Source organism: Pseudomonas sp. M47T1, from assembly GCF_000263855.1.
In the GTDB taxonomy this organism is placed as follows: Bacteria; Pseudomonadota; Gammaproteobacteria; order Pseudomonadales; family Pseudomonadaceae; genus Aquipseudomonas.
Map to the genome: position 1 here is coordinate 52,231 of NZ_AJWX01000028.1, position 18,020 is coordinate 70,250.

An 18,020-nucleotide genomic window follows, 5' to 3' on the forward strand; every position below is an offset into this window, starting at 1 on the left:
GGGTCAGTCCTCCAGTTCGCTGGCATCGTCCACGTAGCGCAGGCCCTTTTCGGCCAGGCGTGGGCGCATGTTGTAGATGTCCAGGCCCAGCTCGCCGCTGGCCATGCGCAGGCGCTTGGCCTCTTCCAGGTCGGCACGCTTGCGGGCGGCCTCGACCACGGCGGGCAACTCGTCGCGACGCACCACTACCACCCCGTCATCGTCGGCTACCACCACGTCGCCGGGGTTCACCAGTTGCCCGGCGCACACCACCGGGATATTCACCGAGCCCAGGGTTTGCTTGATGGTGCCCTGGGCATGCACGGCCTTGGACCACACGTGGAAGCCCATTTCGCGCAGGGTATGGGTGTCACGCACACCGGCTTCCAGCACCAGGCCGCGCACGCCACGGGCCTTCAGCGAGGTGGCCAGCAGGTCGCCAAAGTAGCCATCGGTGCACGGCGAACTGGGCGCCACCACCAGGATGTCACCAGGCTTGCACTGCTCCACGGCCACGTGAAACATCCAGTTGTCGCCAGGGGCCACCAGGACGGTCACGGCGGAGCCGCTGATGGCCACGCCTTGCTGGATGGGCCGAATGAACGGTGCCAGCAACCCCTTGCGGCCCTGGGCTTCGTGCACGGTGGCCACGCCGTATTGGCGCAGCTCCTCGATCAGCGCACTGTCGGCACGCTGGATGTTGCGCACCACGACTCCGGTTTTTCCGACGAGGCTCATCCCAGATTCTCCGTTACGCGGGGGAAGATGCTTTGGTAACCCTCGGCGTAGATGATGTCTTTCTTTGCCGTGATACCGATGTTGCGCTTGGCCTGCACGCCGCGCTGCAAGGCCACGCGGGTGTAGTACTCCCACAGGTGTTCCTGGCCGGCCATGCACTGGATGGCGGCGTATTTCTTGTCCCACACCTCGGTGATGTCCAGCAGCACGTCCGGCTTCCATTCGCACTGCTCGGGCTGGTGCGGTTCGAAGCTGTACACCGGGGGTGCGCCAACGATCTTCTCGCCCGGCTTGTAGCCTTCGGCCTGGGCAATGATGCGCGCCTCCTGGGCCAGGTGCGTGGCCAGCGGGTGGTCGTAGTTGTACGGATCCTTGAGCGAGTGGCTGAGCACAAACTCTGGTTGCACCCGGCGGAATACGTCGGCCAGGCGGAACAGGGTGTCGGTGTCGGCGCGCATCGGGTAGTCACCGATGTCGAAGAATTCGACGGTGGCGCCCAGCACGTCGGCGGCGGCCTGGGCTTCTTCGCGGCGGCCGGCCTTGACGATGTCCTCGGTCATGCCCGGCCCCTTGCGCCACATTTTCGCCGATTCACCGCGCTCGCCAAAGGACAGGCAGACAATGTGCACGGCATAACCTTGCTTGGCGTGCAGGGCGATGGCACCGCCGGCGCGCCAGACGAAGTCGGCGGAGTGGGCGCTGACCACCAGGGCGGTCTTGGAAGGGTTGGCAGACATGATCGACTCCTGTGGTGTGCAATGGCTTCATCCTGTCATGCAGCCTTGGCGGGGAATAATGCATTCAGTTAGGCTAGGTATACTTTTTATTTATCGGGGGAGCCTGCCATGCTCGCTGAACTGCCTAACCTGCTACAGATCCGCGCCTTTGTACGGGTGGCTGAGCATGGCAGCATTTCCCGCGCCTCCACCTTGATGTACCGCGCCCAATCGGTGGTGACGCGGGCCATTCGCGACCTGGAAGTGCGCCTGGACGTGCCGCTGTTCGAGCGCCACGCCAGCGGCATGCTGCTCACCGACCAGGGCAAGCGCGTGCTGGCCCGGGCGCGGCGCAGCCTGGCGGAACTCGAGAGCGTACCGGCGCTGCTGGGCAACGTCGCCGGCCATGCCGCCGAACCGTTGTACTTGCTGAATGCTCGGCGCCTGGAGCTGTTCATCGCCCTGTGCCAGACCCGCCACATGCAGACCGTGGCCAGCCTCTACGGGCTGACCCAGCCGGCGGTCAGCGCGGCGCTGAAGGTGCTGGAAGGCGGCAGCGGCTGCCTGCTGTTCGAGCGCTCGTCGCGGGGCTTGCAACCTACCCGCGCGGCCAGCGAAATCCTCGCACCGTTACGCCGGGCGCTGAACGAGCTGCGCCACATCGACGCCGACCTGGCCGCCCTGCGTGGCTCACTGCAAGGCACGGTCAACGTAGGCGCCCTGCCCCTGGGTCGCAACCGCGTGCTGCCGGCGGCCATTGTCGCGCTGACCGGCGCCCACCCAAACGTGCGCGTGGCCACCAATGAAAGCCCGTTCGAGTTGCTGGCGTCGGAGCTGCGCGCCGGTGACGTGGATTTTGTGTTCGGCGCCTTGCGCCCGGCCGACTTTGCCAGCGACCTGCACGGCGAGGCGCTGTTGACCGAAGCCATGGTGCTGCTGGCGCGGCGTGACCACCCCTTGCAAGGCCAGCCACTCAGCCCGGCAGAGCTGCAAAGCATGCGTTGGGTGCTGCCACGCGCCGGCAGCCCGGCCCGCGGCTTGCTCAACGGCCAATTCGCCGCCTGGGGCATGGATGCGCCATTGCCGGTGGTGGAAAGTGCGGACCTGGCGATTATCCGTGGCCTGCTGCTGGGCTCAGACATGATCGCCGCGGTGTCGGCCCACCAGCTGGGCCATGAAATCGACAGCGGCGAATTGCAACCGCTGAACCTGCCGCTGCCGCTGACCGAGCGCCCCATCGGCCTTACTTACCGCAGCGCCGGTCTGCATGCGCCGGCGGCCCAGGCGTTGATGGAGCAGATTCGCGCCGCCGTGGCTCAACGCTTGCCGGCCACCGAGTAGATCACCTGCTGGTTGCGGGTTTTCTGGAACTCTTCCAGGCTCAGGCCGCGAAAGGCTGCGTAGATGTGCAGGTTGGAAACTCCAGTCACCGCGCCCAGCTTTTCCAGCAGGAAGAAAATCACGCCGTATTGCAGCAGACCCAGCCAGTCACGACGGCGCACCAGGTCGCGTTCTTCGCCGCTCAACTGCGCCTCGTCGAACAGTGCTTCGGGCTCGGCAAGGAAGCGCTCGCGCCAGGCTGGCACAATCATCTGGTGAAGGAAGCGGTTCAGGCGATAACCCTTGTGGCTGCGCTCCAGGGTGAACGGATAGGTGCCAGGCAGGTTTTCCACGCCCTTGAGCTGGTGGTCCATGTGCTCGCGGTGACGCGCCAGTACGTCCACCGGCACCTCGCGGGCCTGGTTTTCCAGCAACAGGGTAGCGATGCCGGTCATGGACGGCAGGTAGTAACCCTGGTGACGCTTGACCACGTTGGACGACAGCGCGCCGCGCATGATCAGCCACGTGATGACTTCCGACCCTTCCATGCCACCCAGCTCGGCGTATTCGGCCAGGGTGATTTCGGTGAGGCGCTGCGGGTCATTGACCAGCAGGTCGAGAAATTGCGCGTCCCACTCCGGGTTGTTGAAGCCACAGCGCTCGCCATGCACCTGGTGAGACACGCCGCCAGTGGCCACCACGGCAACCTTGAGGTCCTCGGGGAAGCTTTCGATGGCGCGGCGCAGGGCCTGGCCCAGCTTGTAGCAGCGCGCGGCGCTGGGGATCGGAAATTGCAGCACGCCCACGTGCAGCGGCACCACTTTCACCGGCCACTCGGTGTCGAACGGCATCAGTGCCGACATGGGTGAAAACAGCCCGTGGTCCACTGGCTTGTCGCGGAAGAAGGCCATGTCGAACTCATCGGCCATCAGGCTACGGCCGATGTGCCGCGACAGCTCGGCGTGGCCGCCGATAGGCGGGATGGCGCGCGCACCACCACCCTCGTCGGCCACGGCGTACTGCTCGTCCACGCCCAGACAGAAGGCTGAGTAGTGGTCGAAAAAGAACGATGTCACATGGTCGTTGAAGATGTAGAACAGCACATCGGGCTGGTTCTCTTCGAGCCAGGCCTTGATCGGCTCGAAGTCCTTGAAGATAGGCGCCCAGGCGGCTTCCTGCTGCTTGTTGTTGTCCACGGCGAAGCCGATGGTAGGCGTATGGGAAACGGCGAGACCGCCAATGATGCGCGCCATGCAAACCTCTGCTAGCTGAAGTGATTTTTTCTGATGAGGCAGGCTAGCGCAGGCGTGCTGCAACGTCGTCTGTGTAATGGTTATAAAGGGGTCGTTTTTGTTTATCGCCCTGGCGCATGGTCACTATTAACGCAAAGGCTCTGGTACGCGGCTTGCCATGGGCTTAGCCTAGCGGCCATGAACCACGCTGTAGCCGCTGCCGAGGCAGCGCTGGCCTTGATGTTCACTGAAGATCTTCAGCGCACACGGGGGCCAGCGCAGCCTGGCGGCAGCGGCCACACCATAAGACAGAGCCAGACAATGACCAGCCTGACCGAGCCCTTGCACACCCAGCACCCCACCATGACCCGCGCCATGGTGGCGCTGTTCGCCTTCTGCTGCGGCGCCATCGTCGCCAATATCTACTACGCCCAGCCCATCATTGAGTTGATCGCCCCCGACATCGGGCTCTCGGCCCATGGCGCCAGCCTGATCGTGTCGCTGACCCAGATCGGCTACGCCGCCGGCATCTTTTTCCTCGTACCGCTGGCCGACCTGCTGGAAAACCGCAAGCTGATGCTCGCCACCACCCTGCTGGCTACTATCAGCCTGATCGGCGCGGCGCTGAGCAATCAGCCCAGTGTGTTCCTGGTGGTGTCGTTGTTGATTGGTTTCAGCTCGGTGTCGGTGCAAATGCTGATTCCACTGGCGGCGCACATGGCCAGCGAAGCGTCGCGGGGCCGCGTGGTTGGCAGCATCATGGGTGGGCTGCTGGTGGGCATTCTGCTGGCGCGGCCGCTGGCCAGCGTGATTGCCGACCACTTTGGCTGGCGCGCGGTGTTCTACGTGGCCGCCGTGGTGATGGTGGCGATCACGGCGGTGATGGCCCGTACCATTCCGTACCGCCAACCCGACCACAGCGCCAGCTACGGCCAGTTGCTGGCGTCGCTGGGTACCTTGGTGCGTCGTCATGCACTGCTGCGACAGCGCTCGTTCTACCAGGCCATGATGTTCGCCACCTTCAGCCTGTTCTGGACCGCCGTGCCGCTGGAACTGTCCCGTGTGCATGGCCTCAGCCAGAGCCAGATTGCCGTGTTTGCCCTGGTGGGTGCCATTGGCGCCATTGCCGCGCCGATTGCCGGGCGCCTGGCGGATGCCGGCCACACCCGTCGTGCGTCGCTGGTGGCCATGGTGCTGGCGCCGTTGTGCTTCACCACTTCACTGGTATTGCCGGGCTACAGTGTGATCGCCCTGGCCTTGACCGGGGTGCTGCTGGACTTCGCCGTGCAGATGAACATGGTGCTGGGCCAGCGCATCATCTACAGCCTGGATGCCACCAGCCGTGCGCGCTTGAACGCGTTGTACGTGACCAGCATTTTCGTAGGCGGCGCGGTGGGTTCGGCGATTGCCAGCAGCCTGTATGAGGCTGGCGGTTGGGGGCTGGTCGTGAAGGTGGGGGGGCGATTCCGTTGCTGGCGTTGGCGGCGTTTGTGCTTCACTCAAGAGGCCGCCGCTAACCCTGTGGGAGCTGGCTTGCCAGCGAGCTTTTGAAGGCCCGGGCAGCTCGCTGGCAAGCCAGCTCCCACACCACTCGGCTTACGGCAGCAGAATGACTTTCTGGCTGCTGCCGCCGTTGACGTCAGCGTAGGCGGCCAGGCCTTCACTCAAGGGGGCTTCCAGCAGGTCGGTGGGCACCGGCAGCATGCCGTTGTCGAAGTAGCGCCCGAACTGCTCAAGCATGCGCGCGCAGGCGGCGCAGTTGTACAGCAGGCTGTTGACGCCCACCAGCGAGCCCCCCTTGCGATACAGGCCCAGCGCCGAGAACTCCACCAGGCCATTGACCGGCGCGGCAATGATGGCGATACGGCCGAACACTGCCAGCGCACTCACTGCGGCGGGCAACCAGAAACCGGTGGTGTCAAAAATCACCTCGGCGCCAGCGGGGAATACGGCTTCCACCTGCGCGGCCAGGGTGTCGGCCTGGTCCAGCAGGATCACTTGATAACCTTGCGCCTGCAGCGCCTGGGCCTGCTCCGGGCGACGTACCGCCGCCAGTACTTCTGCACCGCGCACCCGCGCCAGGGCCATGGCCGCGCTCCCCACTGCGCCATTGGCGCCCAGCACCAGGAAGCGCGTGCCACGGGTCACCTGGCTGCGCTCCACGGCGTCCCAGGCAGTGGTGTACGGCACGCCGAGGCTGGCGGCTTGGGTGAAGCTCAGTTTCCGGGGCTTGAGCGCCACGCCCTCGGCGGGCACGGTCAGGTATTGCGCGTGGCTGCCGTCGTTCTTGAAGCCCAGGTCGCTGCCCGTGCCCCACACTTCCTGGCCCAGCAGGTCTGCCGGGCCTTCGATGACCACACCCGCAAAATCGCGGCCCGGTACCCGTGGCAAGGTGGTGTAGGGGAAACGACCCAGCACATTCTTGACGTCGCTGGGGTTGAGGCCAGCCGCTTTGACCTGGACCAGCACCTGGCCGGTGGCAGGCACCGGCGTGGGCAGTTCAGCCAGTTGCAGGTTGGCCAGATCACCGGTGCGGTTGAATTGCAGCGCTTTCATGGGGAACTCCCTGGGAACAATAGTGGGCAGTCTATGGCCGATCGAACCTGGGCTTCGGCCAACCACTTCATCCTGTCGGCCATTGAGGCCGTGTTTGATGGCGTAGGAACTGCCGAAAGGCTGCGAAAGGGTACGCAGGAACTTCGGCGGTGTGATGTTGAACGCGGGCGCGCGCCTTCGCAGCCTGGCGGCGGATGGCCGCCCCGCAGCTCCTACAAAGGGGTTGGCGAATTGACGAACTGCGACGGGGCCATGCCCAGGGCGCGCTTGAACATGTCGCTGAAGCTGCTGGGCGAGTAACCCATGGATCGGGCGATGCTGCTCACCGGCACCCCCTGGATCAGTTCGGCTGCGGCCGTGGCCAGTTGCACCTGGCGCCGCCACTCGGCAAAGCCCATGCCCAGGCTGGCCTGGAACAGCCGCGACAAGGTGCGCACGCTGGCGCCCGCCTGCTCGGCATGCTGTTCGAAGGAGATCGCCAGGGAAGGCTGGGCCATTACTGCCTGGCACACGTTCATCAGCCGGCGGTCAGTCTGGTCCGGCAAGGGCACGCGCATGGCGCTGCGACGCGCCTGATGCAACTCCAGCACGGCCAATTGCGCCAGGGCGTGGTAATACTCGCCTTCGCGTGCCTGCTCGTTGGCCACCAGGGTGACGATCAATTCGCGCAGCAGGCTGCCTACTTCCAGCACCTGCACCCGGCTGTCCAGCGTGGCGGCGATGGCCGGGCGCAGGTAGATATTGCGCATCTGCAGGTCGGTGACCACGCGGATGCCATGGGGCACACCTGGCGGTAGCCACACGGCGCGCTGGGGCGGTACCACCAATGCCTCGCTGGGTGTTTCCACCCACATGACCCCGCTCACCGCATACAGCAATTGCCCCCAGGCATGCTGGTGGGGCTCCACGAACACCCCGCGCGGGTAGGTGCGCGCCAGCGGTTGCAGAGGGATTTGGGTATTGCTCAGGTCCGGCGGGGCGGCGATGGCCATGGTCGTTGCGAGGCGAATGCGATAAGGGCACACAGGGTAACCAGCCGTCGGTTCGGCCGCCAGTAGCCCTTTGGCGAGTAGCCTTCTTGATGAAGAATTCTTAACCTTTACAGGTAGATAGTGCGACAGCCCGACGCAGAGCGATTTAGCGGCCGATCATCGAACTGGTTCGTACATTTTGGCTTGACCCTGCCCAGCCGCTTCAATAGCCTGCCGGCAACAACTACAAAGACGAGAATCACCCCATGCCTGACAATCACTCGGGCGCAGTGACGATCGCCACCGCGACTCGTTCTGCTGCAGCCTCTGCCGTGCGCCCCAGCCGTGCCCGCTTCGTCATTCTGACCTTGCTGGCCGTGGGCACCATTATCAATTACCTGGATCGCAGCATCCTCGGTATTGCTGCGCCCACCATGACCACCGAACTGGGCATCGACCCGGCGCTGATGGGCGTGATGTTCTCCGCTTTCGCCTGGAGCTATGTGCTGGCGCAAGTACCTGGCGGCGCCTTGCTGGACCGCTTCGGCAGTGGCAAGACCTACTTCGTGGCTGCCAGTGCCTGGTCGCTGACCACCCTGCTGCATGGCCTGGTGTCCGGCTTCAGCTCGCTGATCGGCTTGCGCCTGCTGCTGGGCCTGAGCGAAGCCACCTGTTTCCCGACCAACAGCCGCGTGGTGGCCACCTGGTTCCCGCAGCACGAACGTGCCCGCGCCACCAGTATCTACACCGTCGGCGAGTACATTGGCCTGGCCTTCCTCAGCCCGCTGCTGTTCGTGCTGCTGGCCCACTACGGCTGGCGCTCGCTGTTCGTGCTGGTGGGTATCATCGGCCTGGTGTTCGCCCTGGTGTGGAAGATGCGCTACCGCGAACCCCATGAGTGCACCAGCGTCAACCAGGCCGAACTCGACTACATCGAAGCCGGCGGTGGCCTGGCGCCGAAAGACGAGAAAAAAACACCGTTCTCCTGGAAAAGCCTGCGCCAGCTGCTGGGCTACCGGCAGATCTGGGGCGCGTGCCTGGGCCAGTTCGCCGGTAACTCGACCCTGGTGTTCTTCCTGACCTGGTTCCCCACCTACCTGTCCACCGAGCGTCACATGGGCTGGATGAAGATGGGCTTCTTCGCCGTGCTGCCGTTCATTGCCGCCGGTTGTGGGGTGATGCTCGGTGGCTGGTTCTCCGACCGCCTGATCCAGCGCACCGGCAATGCCAGCCTGGGCCGCAAACTGCCGATCATCGCCGGCCTGCTGATGGCCAGCTGCATCGTGGCGGCCAACTTCGTGGAAAGCGACCAGGCGGTGATCGCCATCCTGTCCATCGCCTTCTTCGGCCAGGGCATGGTCGGCCTGGGCTGGACAGTGATTTCCGACATCGCCCCCAAGAAGCTCATTGGCCTGACTGCCGGCGTGTTCAACCTGGTCACCGGCATGGCTGGCATCATCACCCCGTTGGTGATCGGCTTCATCGTTTCCAGCAGCGGCTCGTTCACTGGCGCACTGTGGTTCATAGGCGCCGTGGCGCTGGCAGGCGCACTGGCCTACCTGGTGTTGCTGGGCGAAGTGAAACGCCTGGAAGTCTGAGCTGCTGCCCCCCCACCGCAGCTCCTTGGGTCCGCAGCTTGGCAGCAGCTCTACAGATTGCTCCGGGGGGATAGGGTGGACCGCGCCGGGGTGTCAGGAACGCCCCATTGCGTTGACGATGTAGTCGACAAAGCTGCGCAGCTTGGGCGAACGGTAGCGTTCCTGCGGGTACACCAGGTGCATGGGCCGTACCGGCAGGTGCCAGGATTGTAACAACGGCACCAGGCGGCCATCGGCCAGCTCTTCACGCACCAGCGCATCCGGCAGCATGGCAATACCCAACCCCGACAGTGCCGCGCGCTTGAGCGCCGGTGCGCTGTTGACGGCAATGCGCCCGCTGACGTCCACCGTCACTTCGCCATCGGCCCCGCTCAACCGCCAGTGCTTTTGCGTCCAGCGCCACTCGGTGCCGGCAGGGTAGGCGAATGCCAGGCAATCGTGGTGCGTCAGCGCCTGCACGTCCTCGGGCACGCCACGGCGCTGCAAATAAGCCGGGGCGGCGCACAGGGTCAGGCCGTAGTCTTCCAGCGGCCGGGCAATCAGGCTGGAATGTTCCAAGGTGCCCAGGCGAATCGCCGCATCGAACCCCTCCTCAACCAGGTCCACCAGGCGGTCGGTCAGCACCACGTCGAGCTTCACCGCCGGGTTTGCCGCCAGGTACCCGGCCAGGCACGGCATCAGGCACTCGGCGCCGAAGGTCGGCGGCGCGGTGATGCGCAGGGTGCCATGGGGCACCGCCTGCACTTCCTCGGCCAGCTGCTCGGCAGCGGTGACTTGGCCGAGAATGTCCAGGCAACGCTGGTAATAGGCACTGCCGAACTCGGTCAGGCTCTGGCGCCGGGTGGTGCGGCGCAACAGACTCACCCCCAGGCGCTGCTCCAGCGCCCGCAAATGGTTACCCACCATGGTGGTGGACATGCCACAGGCCTCGGCCGCCGCCGTCATGCTACCGCCCTCCACCACCTGGACGAACACGCCCATGGCCTGAAACAAATCCATTGCCCACTCCTGCTTTAAAGTGATTACAGTCTAGAGGCGTTTATCTCGTTCTGCTGGATAAACATACTGAGCCTGCCCCCAACAAGGAGAAGGCCCATGAACGCCCCGCACGCCACCCCACCCTGCCTGATGAACAATTACCAGCCCCTGCCGATCAGCTTCGTGCGCGGCGTGGATTGCCGCCTGTGGGACACCCAGGGCCGCGAGTACCTGGACGCCCTGGCCGGAGTGGCCGTGACGTCGGTGGGCCACAGCCACCCGCGGATCGTGGCCGCCATGACCGAGCAGGCCGGGTTGCTGCTGCACACCTCCAACCTGTACCGCATCGACTGGCAGGTGCAATTGGCCGAGCGCCTGACCGCACTGGCCAGCATGCAGCGCGCGTTTTTCTGCAACTCGGGGGCGGAAGCCAACGAAACCGCCCTCAAATTGGCGCGCCTGCACGCCCAGCGCAAAGGCATCCGCCAGCCGTTGGTGGTGGTCATGGAAAACAGTTTTCACGGCCGCACCTTCGCCACCCTGTCGGCCAGCGACAGCCCCACCTGCCAGGCAGGCTTTGCGCCACTGGTAGAGGGTTTCATCAAGGTGCCTTTTGGTGACGTGCCGGCACTGCAAGCCTTGGCGCAAACCCATGGCCAGCGCATCACAGCCGTGCTGGTGGAACCGGTGCAAGGCGAAAGCGGCGTGCAGGTGGCACCCAGCGGTTACCTCAAGGCCCTGCGTGATCTGTGCGATGAGCAGCAGTGGCTGCTGATGCTGGACGAGATCCAGACCGGCCTCGGCCGTACTGGCCGCTGGTTCGCCGGCCAGCACGAAGGCGTGGTGCCCGACGTGATGACCCTGGCCAAGGCCCTGGGCAATGGCGTGCCCATCGGGGCCTGCCTGGCTAGCGGCGCGGCGGCCGAATTATTTGGCCCCGGCAGCCATGGCAGTACCTTTGGCGGAAACCCGCTGGCCTGCCGGGTGGCGTGCGAAGTACTGGCGATCATCGAGGAGCAAGGCCTGGTGGCCAACGCCGAACGCCAGGGCACGTGGATGCTCAAGGCATTGCGCGCCGGCCTCAGGGACCATCCGCAGGTACCGGCGGTTCGTGGCCATGGCCTGATGATTGGCATCGACCTGCGCCAACCGGCCCGTCACCTGGCCGAGGTGGCGGCGCGCGAGCACGGTGTGCTGATCAACATTGCCCGCGGCCAGACTATCCGCCTGCTGCCGCCCTTGACCCTGAATGACGACATGCGCCTGGCCATGGTCGAGCGGGTGCTGGCATTGCTGAAATCAGTGCGGTGAGTTGTCCGGGGTGCCGATCAATTCGCGCACCTTGGCGATGACATCGTCGATCTTGAACGGCTTGTCGAATACCGCCGCGAACAGCTCCGGGGTAGCGCGCCCTACGCTGCCCTGGGCACCGCTCATCAGCAGGATAGGCAGATGCTTGTGCAAAGGGTGTTTGCGAATCTCGCGGGCCATTTCCAGGCCGTCCATCACCGGCATCATGAAGTCGGTGATCACCAGCGCCGGTCGCTCACGCTCCAACACCTCCAGCCCCTTGCGCCCGTTGGCGGCCTTGACGACTTCATAGCCCTCATCCTCGAACGCCAGTTCAAGGATATTGGCAATCATGAATTCGTCGTCGACGATCAGGATAGTGCTCATGTCAGCTGGACCGGGCCATCTTCAAGGCTTGCCAACCGCCGAGGCACTTCCCGATAACACTGCCTCCGCATGCTTGAATGCCTTATTCAGATCAATGCCGCGCTCGTCGATGACCAGCTCCAGAAGCGAAGGGTCATAAACGCTGTCCCTTACTTTAAGGATGGACAGCAACCGTTTTAGTTCAGCTTCATATTCGACAAAGCGCATCAGCAGGATGTTGTCGACGATGCTCGACAGGTCCGGCGTGGGCGAGGTGATCTCAGGGCCGAACAAACCGCGTATTTCCCACGTCACGAATACCGTCACGCCGCGGGCGCGCAATTCGCCCATCAGCGCGCTGAAGAACTCGGTCATGCGTGCCTGGCTGGTGGCGCAACGGGTCATGCCGCCCAGGCTGTCGATGAGCACGCGCTTGATCTTGAACTGGTCCACCTGTTTGAGCAGACGCGCACCCAGGCCATCCACCAGGCCTTCGGTGGTGGGCTGCCAGGAGACGAACAGCGCACCGGCGTCCTGCATGGCTTGGAAGTCATAGCCCAAGGCCTTGGCCTTGATGCCCAGGCGTTGCGGTGATTCATAGAAGCCGAAATGCAAGGCCGGCTCCTGCGCGGTGCCGGCCCCCAGGAACTGGATGCCCACCGAGGTTTTACCGATGCCCGAAGGGCCCATGGCCAGGGTCACCGAGGAGCGCGGCAAGCCGCCACCAATCAGCTTGTCCAGTGCCGGCACGCCACTGGGCAGGCGCGTAAGGTCGGCGCCGTCGGGGCGCGAGGGGTGGCTGTAGAGGCTTTCCAGACGCGGATACACCACCAACCCATCGTCAGTAATCTCGCATTCGTGCAGCCCCGACAGCGCACCGCTGCCACGGGTCTTGCGCAGTTGGATGCGACGCACCGAGCGGGTGCCGAACAGCTCCTCGCCCATTTCGATGACGCCATCGACCATGGTGTGTTCGGGGCTGCCATCGTCCAGGCGCGAGCTGGTGAGGAACAGCACCGTGCAGCCTGCAAACGCGGCGTGCCCCTGCAATTCGGAAATGAATTTTTTCGTGTCGATCTGCGACTCGGCCTTGGAGCGGGCGTTGAGCAGGCCGTCAACGATCAGCACCGTGGCTTTCTGACGGCTGATTTCGCGGCGCAGCAACTTCACCACTTCATCCAGCCCGTCGTTCTCCAGGGTATCGAAGGCGCTGACGAACTGGATCTCGTTGCCGATGCGGCTGGGGTCGAAAAAACTCAGGGTGGACAGGTATTGGAAAAGTCGCTCATGGGACTCGGCCAGCAGCGTCGCCACCAGTACGCGGCCGCCATTGCGCACATGGTTGAAGCCCAACTGGTTGGCCAGGATCGTCTTGCCAGAGCCCGGTCGGCCCTGAACGATATAGGACGAACCCGCCACCAGCCCGCCCTTCAACAGAAGGTCGAGCCCTTCAATACCGCTTTCAAGGCGTTTTAGCTGTTCCAAGATCGGGCCTGCCTATATCAAAAATCGCCGAGATAGAGCCTCTGCACGAGCAGAAATGTTCAATCTCTTGAAGAATAAGGAATTCTATACCGCCTGATGGCAAACCCACTAGTTAATTGCCATGCGGTGGGTGGCAACCGGCTTGCCGGCGAGTTGTTGGGTTTGGAGAGTGCGCTGGCAAGCCAGCTCCCACAGGCGTTCATGCACCATCGACAGGCTCAATCGCGCTATCGAAACAAGCGATTAGACGTACAGGCCTTGAGCCATTAGCTTTCGCCGTAATCAATGTCGCAAAACGTCGCAGGGCCAGGATGGCGCAGCGTGAAAAAAGCGCACCCTTTCCACTGGCTCACGAGTGACTTCCCATGTCCCTGAACACCCCCCAGCAAATCGCCGAGATGGCCATCGATACCGGCGTCAAAAAAGCCCATGCCCCCCTGCCTGCGATTCTGGTGCTGGGCTTTCTGGCAGGGGCCTTCATTGCCCTGGGCTTTCTGCTCGACATTCACGTAAGCACCATGATCCCCGGCCCCTGGTCGTCATTCGGCAACCTGCTGGGCGCCGCGGTCTTTCCGCTGGGCCTGATCCTGGTGATCCTGGGCGGCGGCGAACTGCTGACCGGCAACATGATGACCCTGCCGATGGCGCTGTTCAGCGGCAAGATCACCTTGCCGGCGCTGTTGCGCAACTGGGCGCTGGTGACCCTGGCCAACCTGGCCGGCGCACTGTTCGTGGCCTATTGCTTCGGCCACCTGCTGGGCCTGACCGAAGGACCGTTCCTGGCCAAGACCCTGGCCATTGCCAACGCCAAGGCCAGTGCCGACTTCACCCATGCCTTCGTCTCGGGCATTGGCTGCAACTGGATGGTGTGCCTGGCGGTGTGGCTGTCCTACGCCAGCAAGGAAGTGACCGGCAAGATCCTGGGCATGTGGTTCCCGGTGATGGGCTTCGTGGCCATCGGCTTCCAGCACGTGGTGGCGAACATGTTCGTGATTCCCGCGGCGATCTTTGCCGGGGCTTTGGGCTGGGAGCAGTTTGCCGACAACATGGTCCCGGTGTTCCTGGGCAACGCCGTGGGCGGCGCGATCTTTGTCGGCCTGGCCTACTTCGTGGCCTTCGGCAAGGTCGAGCAAGCGCCAGCCGCCGCCATCGAAGCCCAACGCTGATCTGACAGCAACTGCCTATGTGGGAGTGGGCTGTGCCCGCGAAATGGGCGCCGTTTCGCGGGTAGAAGCCGCTCCCACACACCTCAGCGGGCGCTGTTACCAATGTGTGGCAGCAGTGGCCCGCGCATGGCTTCATTTCGCCAGCTCTGATACAAAGATGTTTTTGTTACAGCCTGCCTCCTGCCATGAAAATCGACGACAGCATGATCACCCGGGCGATCTTCGCCCTACTTTCCCAGCGCGCCAACGACGATTCCATCTGCCCCAGCGACGTAGCCCGGGTGCTGAGCGCCGACGAGGCGCTGTGGCGCGCGTTGATGCCGGACATCCGTCGGGTGGCTGCGTGCCTGGCTGAAGCCGACGTTTTACGCATCACTCAGGGCGAGCTGACCCTGCCTCCGAACGCCATTGGCAGCGGGCCTATCCGCCTGCGCCGGGGGCGATTGATGCGTTGACTGATAACAGATGCGCATCAATTCATCAGAAATATGCAGTTATCATTTCAAAACATTTCCGCGACCATCGTCCCCCTACAAGAAACCCATGTGCCCCGTTGCACGTGTCATAAAAATGATGGGAGATGCACATGCAGTCCTCAACCAAGGGCGCGCCCGCGTCCGCGCGCGCCAAAGCCGGTGCAGTATTCCGGGTAACCTCCGGCAACTTCCTGGAACAGTTCGACTTCTTCCTGTTCGGCTTCTACGCCACCCATATTGCCGCCGCCTTCTTCCCCGCCAGCAGTGAGTTTGCCTCGCTGATGATGACCTTCGCCGTGTTCGGCGCAGGCTTCCTGATGCGGCCGCTGGGCGCCGTCATCCTGGGGGCCTACATTGACGACGTGGGCCGGCGCAAAGGCCTGATCGTAACCCTGTCGATCATGGCCAGCGGTACCATTCTGATTGTGCTAGTGCCTGGCTACGAGACCATTGGCCTGCTGGCCCCCGGTTTGGTATTGCTGGGCCGCCTGCTGCAAGGGTTCTCGGCCGGTGCCGAGCTGGGCGGCGTGTCAGTGTACCTGGCGGAAATGGCCACTCCCGGCAAGAAAGGCTTCTACACCAGTTGGCAGTCCGCCAGCCAGCAAGTGGCAATCGTGGTAGCCGCCGCGCTGGGCTACGGCCTGAACCAATGGATGAGTGGCGACGACATCGCCGCCTGGGGCTGGCGCATTCCGTTTGCCGTGGGCTGCATGATCGTGCCGTTCATTTTCCTGCTGCGGCGCAAACTGGAAGAAACCGAAGAATTTACCGCCCGCCGCCATCGCCCGGCCATGCGCGAGGTGTACAACACCCTGGTGGCCAACTGGACCATCGTGGTGGCTGGCATGTTGATGGTGGCCATGACCACCACCGCGTTCTACTTGATTACCGTGTACGCGCCCACCTTCGGTAGAAGCGTGCTCAACCTGAGCACCGCCGATGCCTTGATGGTGACGTTGCTGGTGGGCGTTTCCAACTTCATCTGGCTGCCCATTGGCGGCGCGATGTCGGACCGCATCGGGCGCAAGCCGATGCTGATCGCCATGACCGTACTGGCCATTGCCACCTCGTACCCGGCGCTGTCGTTCCTGGCCCAGGCGCCGAGCTTTGCGCACATGCTGGAAACCCTGCTGTGGCTGTCATTCATGTACGGTATGTACAACGGCGCAATGATCCCGGCGCTGACCGAAATCATGCCGGTGGAAGTGCGGGTGGCCGGGTTCTCCCTGGCCTATAGCCTCGCCACCGCGGTGTTCGGCGGCTTCACCCCGGCCATTTCCACCGCGCTGATCCATAGCAGCGGCGACAAGGCCGCCCCGGGGTACTGGATGAGCTTTGCCGCCCTGTGCGCGCTGTGCGCCACCCTGTACCTTTACCGTCGCGGCAGCACCCAGCTGCGCGCCGCGGTATGAGGGCGCCGGCGATGAAACCATTGATCACCGCCCTGGCCGGCCTGGCCCTGGCAATCAGCGGCCTGACCCAGGCTGACGAACTCAACGTAATGACTTCGGGCGGCTTCACCGCAGCCTACAAGGTACTGGGCCCGCAGTTCGCGGCCCAGCACGGCGACACCCTGAACACCATCCTTGGCCCGTCCATGGGCAAGGCCGCCGAAGCCATTCCCAACCGCCTGGCTCGCGGCGAACAGGCCGACGTGGTGATCATGGTCGGCTACGCCCTGGATGACCTGATCAAGCAAGGCAAGGTGCTGCCAGCCTCGCGGGTGGAACTGGCCGATTCGCGCATCGGCCTGGTGGTCAAGGCCGGTGAGCCCAAGCCCGACATCAGCTCCGTCGAGACCTTCAAGCAAGCACTGCTCAAGGCTAGCTCGGTGGGCTATTCCGACAGCGCCAGCGGCGTCTATGTGCAGGATCAGCTGTTCAAGCGCCTGGGCATCGAACCCCAGCTCAAGCCCAAGGCGCGGATGATCGAACGCATTCCAGTAGCCGGTGAAGTGGCCAAGGGCAACCCGCAACTGGGCCTGCAGCAGGTCAGCGAGCTGCTGCCCGTTGCGGGCGTGACCTACGTGGGCAAGATCCCTGAAGCGGTGCAATCGGTCACCCGCTTCGCGGCGGGCATTCCGGTGGGCGCCGCGCACCCGGCCGAAGCCAAGGCCTTGCTCGACTACATGGCCTCGCCCCAGGCGCAGTCAGTGGTTAACGGCACCGGGCTGGACTCAGTGCCTCACTGACCTTCCAGCGGCTTGCGCATATCCCTGATCAACTGCTCCAGTTCCAGCGCCGCCGGGGTCAACGACCGGCCCCGGCGCCGAATCAAGCCCACATTGCGCATCACTGACGGCTCCACCAAGGGAATGCTGGTCATCCATTGGTGCTCGCCCAGCGGCAAGGCCATGGAAGGCACGGCGGCAATCCCCAGCCCCGCTTCCACCAGGCCGAGCATGGTGGTGACATGACGGGTTTCGCAAATGCTCGGCCGCGCCGGGCGCACGTGCAGCAATGCCTGGTCCAGGACGAAGCGGTTGCCTGAAGTCTTGTCCACCGAAATGTAATCCTGCTGGAAATACTCATCCCAGGTGAGCTGCTTGCGCCCGGCCAACGGGTGGTCGCGTCGGCAGGCCGCCACGTAGTGCTCTTGCACCAGCAATTCGAATTCCAGCTCAGCCGGCAGGTTGCCGGTAAAACTCAGGCCCAGGTCGGCCTCGCCGCTGATCACGGCCTGCTGCACGTCGTTGGCGCTGGCATCGAGCACCTTGACGCGGATGCGCGGGTACAACTTGTGGTAACGCGCCACCACCTTGGGCATGAAGTAGTAAGCCGCCGACGGCACACAGGCCACGGTGACGTTGCCCAGCCGTGTGGAGGCCACCTCACCGATGCCCAACAGGGCGATGTCCAGGTCATTGAGCAGGCGTTCGGCGCTGGGCGCGAAGGCCCGGCCCACCATGGTCAGGCTGACCCGCCGGGTGGTGCGGTCGAACAGGCGCACGTTGAGCGCGCTTTCGAGCTTTTCAATGCGTCGGCTCAGGGCCGGCTGGGAAATGCTGATGGCCTCGGCCGCCTTGCGAAAGCTGCCCTTCTCCACCACGGCGCGGAAGGCCTGCAGGTCGTTCAAGTCGAAATTGATGCTCATCCCGGTACTCATGCCGATTTTTATTTATCCAATCAGCTTAATGCATGAATACGACC

The 18,020-nt window shown here is 63.9% G+C and carries 16 protein-coding genes and 1 pseudogene; 8 read left to right on the forward strand and 9 right to left on the reverse strand.

Going from position 1 to position 18,020, the window contains the following annotated elements; genetic code table 11:
- Positions 1 to 3 precede the first annotated feature (3 nt).
- Both PMM47T1_RS23470 and galB read right to left on the reverse strand, forming a co-directional pair.
- On the reverse strand, positions 4 to 717 hold the full coding sequence (locus PMM47T1_RS23470; RefSeq protein ID WP_008373759.1) for a 4-carboxy-4-hydroxy-2-oxoadipate aldolase/oxaloacetate decarboxylase: 714 nt from the start codon (positions 715 to 717) through the stop codon (positions 4 to 6).
- The gene (galB, locus tag PMM47T1_RS23475; RefSeq protein WP_008373761.1) at positions 714 to 1,454 is read right to left on the reverse strand and encodes a 4-oxalmesaconate hydratase; all 741 of its coding nucleotides are present in this window, start codon (positions 1,452 to 1,454) and stop codon (positions 714 to 716) included. The genes PMM47T1_RS23470 and galB overlap by 4 nt, the downstream gene beginning before the upstream one ends.
- Before the next feature lie 108 nt (positions 1,455 to 1,562).
- Between galB and PMM47T1_RS23480 the strand changes: the two genes are divergently transcribed.
- Positions 1,563 to 2,774: a LysR family transcriptional regulator gene (locus tag PMM47T1_RS23480; protein WP_008373764.1), complete on the forward strand. Its 1,212-nt coding sequence runs from the start codon at positions 1,563 to 1,565 to the stop codon at positions 2,772 to 2,774.
- On the opposite strand, the gene PMM47T1_RS23485 is transcribed toward PMM47T1_RS23480, so the two are convergent.
- Positions 2,750 to 4,006 (reverse strand): gallate dioxygenase, encoded by a 1,257-nt coding sequence (locus tag PMM47T1_RS23485; RefSeq protein WP_008373766.1) that lies wholly within the window; start codon positions 4,004 to 4,006, stop codon positions 2,750 to 2,752. The two genes, PMM47T1_RS23480 and PMM47T1_RS23485, sit on opposite strands and share 25 nt — an antisense overlap.
- Before the next feature lie 300 nt (positions 4,007 to 4,306).
- Here PMM47T1_RS23485 and PMM47T1_RS23490 point away from each other — a divergent pair.
- Positions 4,307 to 5,502, forward strand: a pseudogene (locus PMM47T1_RS23490) (MFS transporter).
- 79 nt (positions 5,503 to 5,581) lie between these two features.
- Here PMM47T1_RS23490 and PMM47T1_RS23495 read toward each other — a convergent pair.
- Both PMM47T1_RS23495 and PMM47T1_RS23500 read right to left on the reverse strand, forming a co-directional pair.
- Positions 5,582 to 6,541, reverse strand: coding sequence for a quinone oxidoreductase family protein (locus tag PMM47T1_RS23495; protein ID WP_008373770.1), 960 nt, complete (start codon positions 6,539 to 6,541; stop codon positions 5,582 to 5,584).
- A gap of 212 nt (positions 6,542 to 6,753) precedes the next feature.
- Positions 6,754 to 7,533, reverse strand: a complete 780-nt coding sequence (locus PMM47T1_RS23500; protein WP_008373771.1) for an AraC family transcriptional regulator — start codon at positions 7,531 to 7,533, stop codon at positions 6,754 to 6,756.
- 311 nt (positions 7,534 to 7,844) lie between these two features.
- On the opposite strand from PMM47T1_RS23500, the gene PMM47T1_RS23505 reads away from it, so the two are divergent.
- Positions 7,845 to 9,110 carry an MFS transporter gene (locus PMM47T1_RS23505; RefSeq protein WP_008373773.1) on the forward strand — a complete coding sequence of 422 codons (1,266 nt, stop codon included), beginning with the start codon at positions 7,845 to 7,847 and terminating at the stop codon, positions 9,108 to 9,110.
- 93 nt (positions 9,111 to 9,203) lie between these two features.
- Here PMM47T1_RS23505 and PMM47T1_RS23510 read toward each other — a convergent pair whose 3' ends face one another.
- Complete coding sequence (locus PMM47T1_RS23510) at positions 9,204 to 10,109, reverse strand: LysR family transcriptional regulator (RefSeq protein WP_008373776.1); 906 nt, start codon at positions 10,107 to 10,109, stop codon at positions 9,204 to 9,206.
- A 96-nt stretch (positions 10,110 to 10,205) separates the two neighbouring features.
- On the opposite strand from PMM47T1_RS23510, the gene PMM47T1_RS23515 reads away from it, so the two are divergent.
- The gene (locus PMM47T1_RS23515) at positions 10,206 to 11,399 is read left to right on the forward strand and encodes an aspartate aminotransferase family protein (RefSeq protein WP_008373778.1); all 1,194 of its coding nucleotides are present in this window, start codon (positions 10,206 to 10,208) and stop codon (positions 11,397 to 11,399) included.
- Here PMM47T1_RS23515 and PMM47T1_RS23520 read toward each other — a convergent pair.
- Together PMM47T1_RS23520 and PMM47T1_RS23525 are read right to left on the reverse strand one after the other, a co-directional pair.
- The gene (locus PMM47T1_RS23520; RefSeq protein ID WP_008373781.1) at positions 11,388 to 11,765 is read right to left on the reverse strand and encodes a response regulator; all 378 of its coding nucleotides are present in this window, start codon (positions 11,763 to 11,765) and stop codon (positions 11,388 to 11,390) included. The two genes, PMM47T1_RS23515 and PMM47T1_RS23520, sit on opposite strands and share 12 nt — an antisense overlap.
- 21 nt (positions 11,766 to 11,786) lie before the next feature.
- Positions 11,787 to 13,232: an ATPase domain-containing protein gene (locus tag PMM47T1_RS23525; protein ID WP_043301460.1), complete on the reverse strand. Its 1,446-nt coding sequence runs from the start codon at positions 13,230 to 13,232 to the stop codon at positions 11,787 to 11,789.
- A gap of 362 nt (positions 13,233 to 13,594) precedes the next feature.
- On the opposite strand from PMM47T1_RS23525, the gene PMM47T1_RS23530 reads away from it, so the two are divergent.
- The 4 genes from PMM47T1_RS23530 to PMM47T1_RS23545 all read left to right on the forward strand — a co-directional run bounded on the left by PMM47T1_RS23530 (position 13,595) and on the right by PMM47T1_RS23545 (position 17,062).
- Positions 13,595 to 14,395, forward strand: a complete 801-nt coding sequence (locus PMM47T1_RS23530) for a formate/nitrite transporter family protein (protein WP_008373785.1) — start codon at positions 13,595 to 13,597, stop codon at positions 14,393 to 14,395.
- Between the two features lie 185 nt (positions 14,396 to 14,580).
- Positions 14,581 to 14,850 carry a DUF3253 domain-containing protein gene (locus tag PMM47T1_RS23535; RefSeq protein WP_008373788.1) on the forward strand — a complete coding sequence of 90 codons (270 nt, stop codon included), beginning with the start codon at positions 14,581 to 14,583 and terminating at the stop codon, positions 14,848 to 14,850.
- Positions 14,851 to 14,981: 131 nt separating this feature from the next.
- Positions 14,982 to 16,283, forward strand: coding sequence for an MFS transporter (locus tag PMM47T1_RS23540; RefSeq protein WP_043301466.1), 1,302 nt, complete (start codon positions 14,982 to 14,984; stop codon positions 16,281 to 16,283).
- A gap of 11 nt (positions 16,284 to 16,294) precedes the next feature.
- Positions 16,295 to 17,062, forward strand: coding sequence for a substrate-binding domain-containing protein (locus PMM47T1_RS23545; RefSeq protein WP_008373792.1), 768 nt, complete (start codon positions 16,295 to 16,297; stop codon positions 17,060 to 17,062).
- Here PMM47T1_RS23545 and PMM47T1_RS23550 read toward each other — a convergent pair.
- Positions 17,056 to 17,964: a LysR family transcriptional regulator gene (locus PMM47T1_RS23550; protein ID WP_008373794.1), complete on the reverse strand. Its 909-nt coding sequence runs from the start codon at positions 17,962 to 17,964 to the stop codon at positions 17,056 to 17,058. The two genes, PMM47T1_RS23545 and PMM47T1_RS23550, sit on opposite strands and share 7 nt — an antisense overlap.
- Positions 17,965 to 18,020 lie beyond the last annotated feature (56 nt).

What these genes read in the sequence shown, in the direction of transcription:
- PMM47T1_RS23470 (WP_008373759.1), bottom strand. Translation starts at nt 717, where the DNA reads ATGAGCCTCGTCGGAAAAACCGGAGTCGTGGTGCGCAACATCCAGCGT.
- galB (WP_008373761.1), bottom strand. Translation starts at nt 1,454, where the DNA reads ATGTCTGCCAACCCTTCCAAGACCGCCCTGGTGGTCAGCGCCCACTCC.
- PMM47T1_RS23480 (WP_008373764.1), top strand. Translation starts at nt 1,563, where the DNA reads ATGCTCGCTGAACTGCCTAACCTGCTACAGATCCGCGCCTTTGTACGG.
- PMM47T1_RS23485 (WP_008373766.1), bottom strand. Translation starts at nt 4,006, where the DNA reads ATGGCGCGCATCATTGGCGGTCTCGCCGTTTCCCATACGCCTACCATC.
- PMM47T1_RS23495 (WP_008373770.1), bottom strand. Translation starts at nt 6,541, where the DNA reads ATGAAAGCGCTGCAATTCAACCGCACCGGTGATCTGGCCAACCTGCAA.
- PMM47T1_RS23500 (WP_008373771.1), bottom strand. Translation starts at nt 7,533, where the DNA reads ATGGCCATCGCCGCCCCGCCGGACCTGAGCAATACCCAAATCCCTCTG.
- PMM47T1_RS23510 (WP_008373776.1), bottom strand. Translation starts at nt 10,109, where the DNA reads ATGGATTTGTTTCAGGCCATGGGCGTGTTCGTCCAGGTGGTGGAGGGC.
- PMM47T1_RS23515 (WP_008373778.1), top strand. Translation starts at nt 10,206, where the DNA reads ATGAACGCCCCGCACGCCACCCCACCCTGCCTGATGAACAATTACCAG.
- PMM47T1_RS23520 (WP_008373781.1), bottom strand. Translation starts at nt 11,765, where the DNA reads ATGAGCACTATCCTGATCGTCGACGACGAATTCATGATTGCCAATATC.
- PMM47T1_RS23530 (WP_008373785.1), top strand. Translation starts at nt 13,595, where the DNA reads ATGTCCCTGAACACCCCCCAGCAAATCGCCGAGATGGCCATCGATACC.
- PMM47T1_RS23535 (WP_008373788.1), top strand. Translation starts at nt 14,581, where the DNA reads ATGAAAATCGACGACAGCATGATCACCCGGGCGATCTTCGCCCTACTT.
- PMM47T1_RS23540 (WP_043301466.1), top strand. Translation starts at nt 14,982, where the DNA reads ATGCAGTCCTCAACCAAGGGCGCGCCCGCGTCCGCGCGCGCCAAAGCC.
- PMM47T1_RS23545 (WP_008373792.1), top strand. Translation starts at nt 16,295, where the DNA reads ATGAAACCATTGATCACCGCCCTGGCCGGCCTGGCCCTGGCAATCAGC.
- PMM47T1_RS23550 (WP_008373794.1), bottom strand. Translation starts at nt 17,964, where the DNA reads ATGAGCATCAATTTCGACTTGAACGACCTGCAGGCCTTCCGCGCCGTG.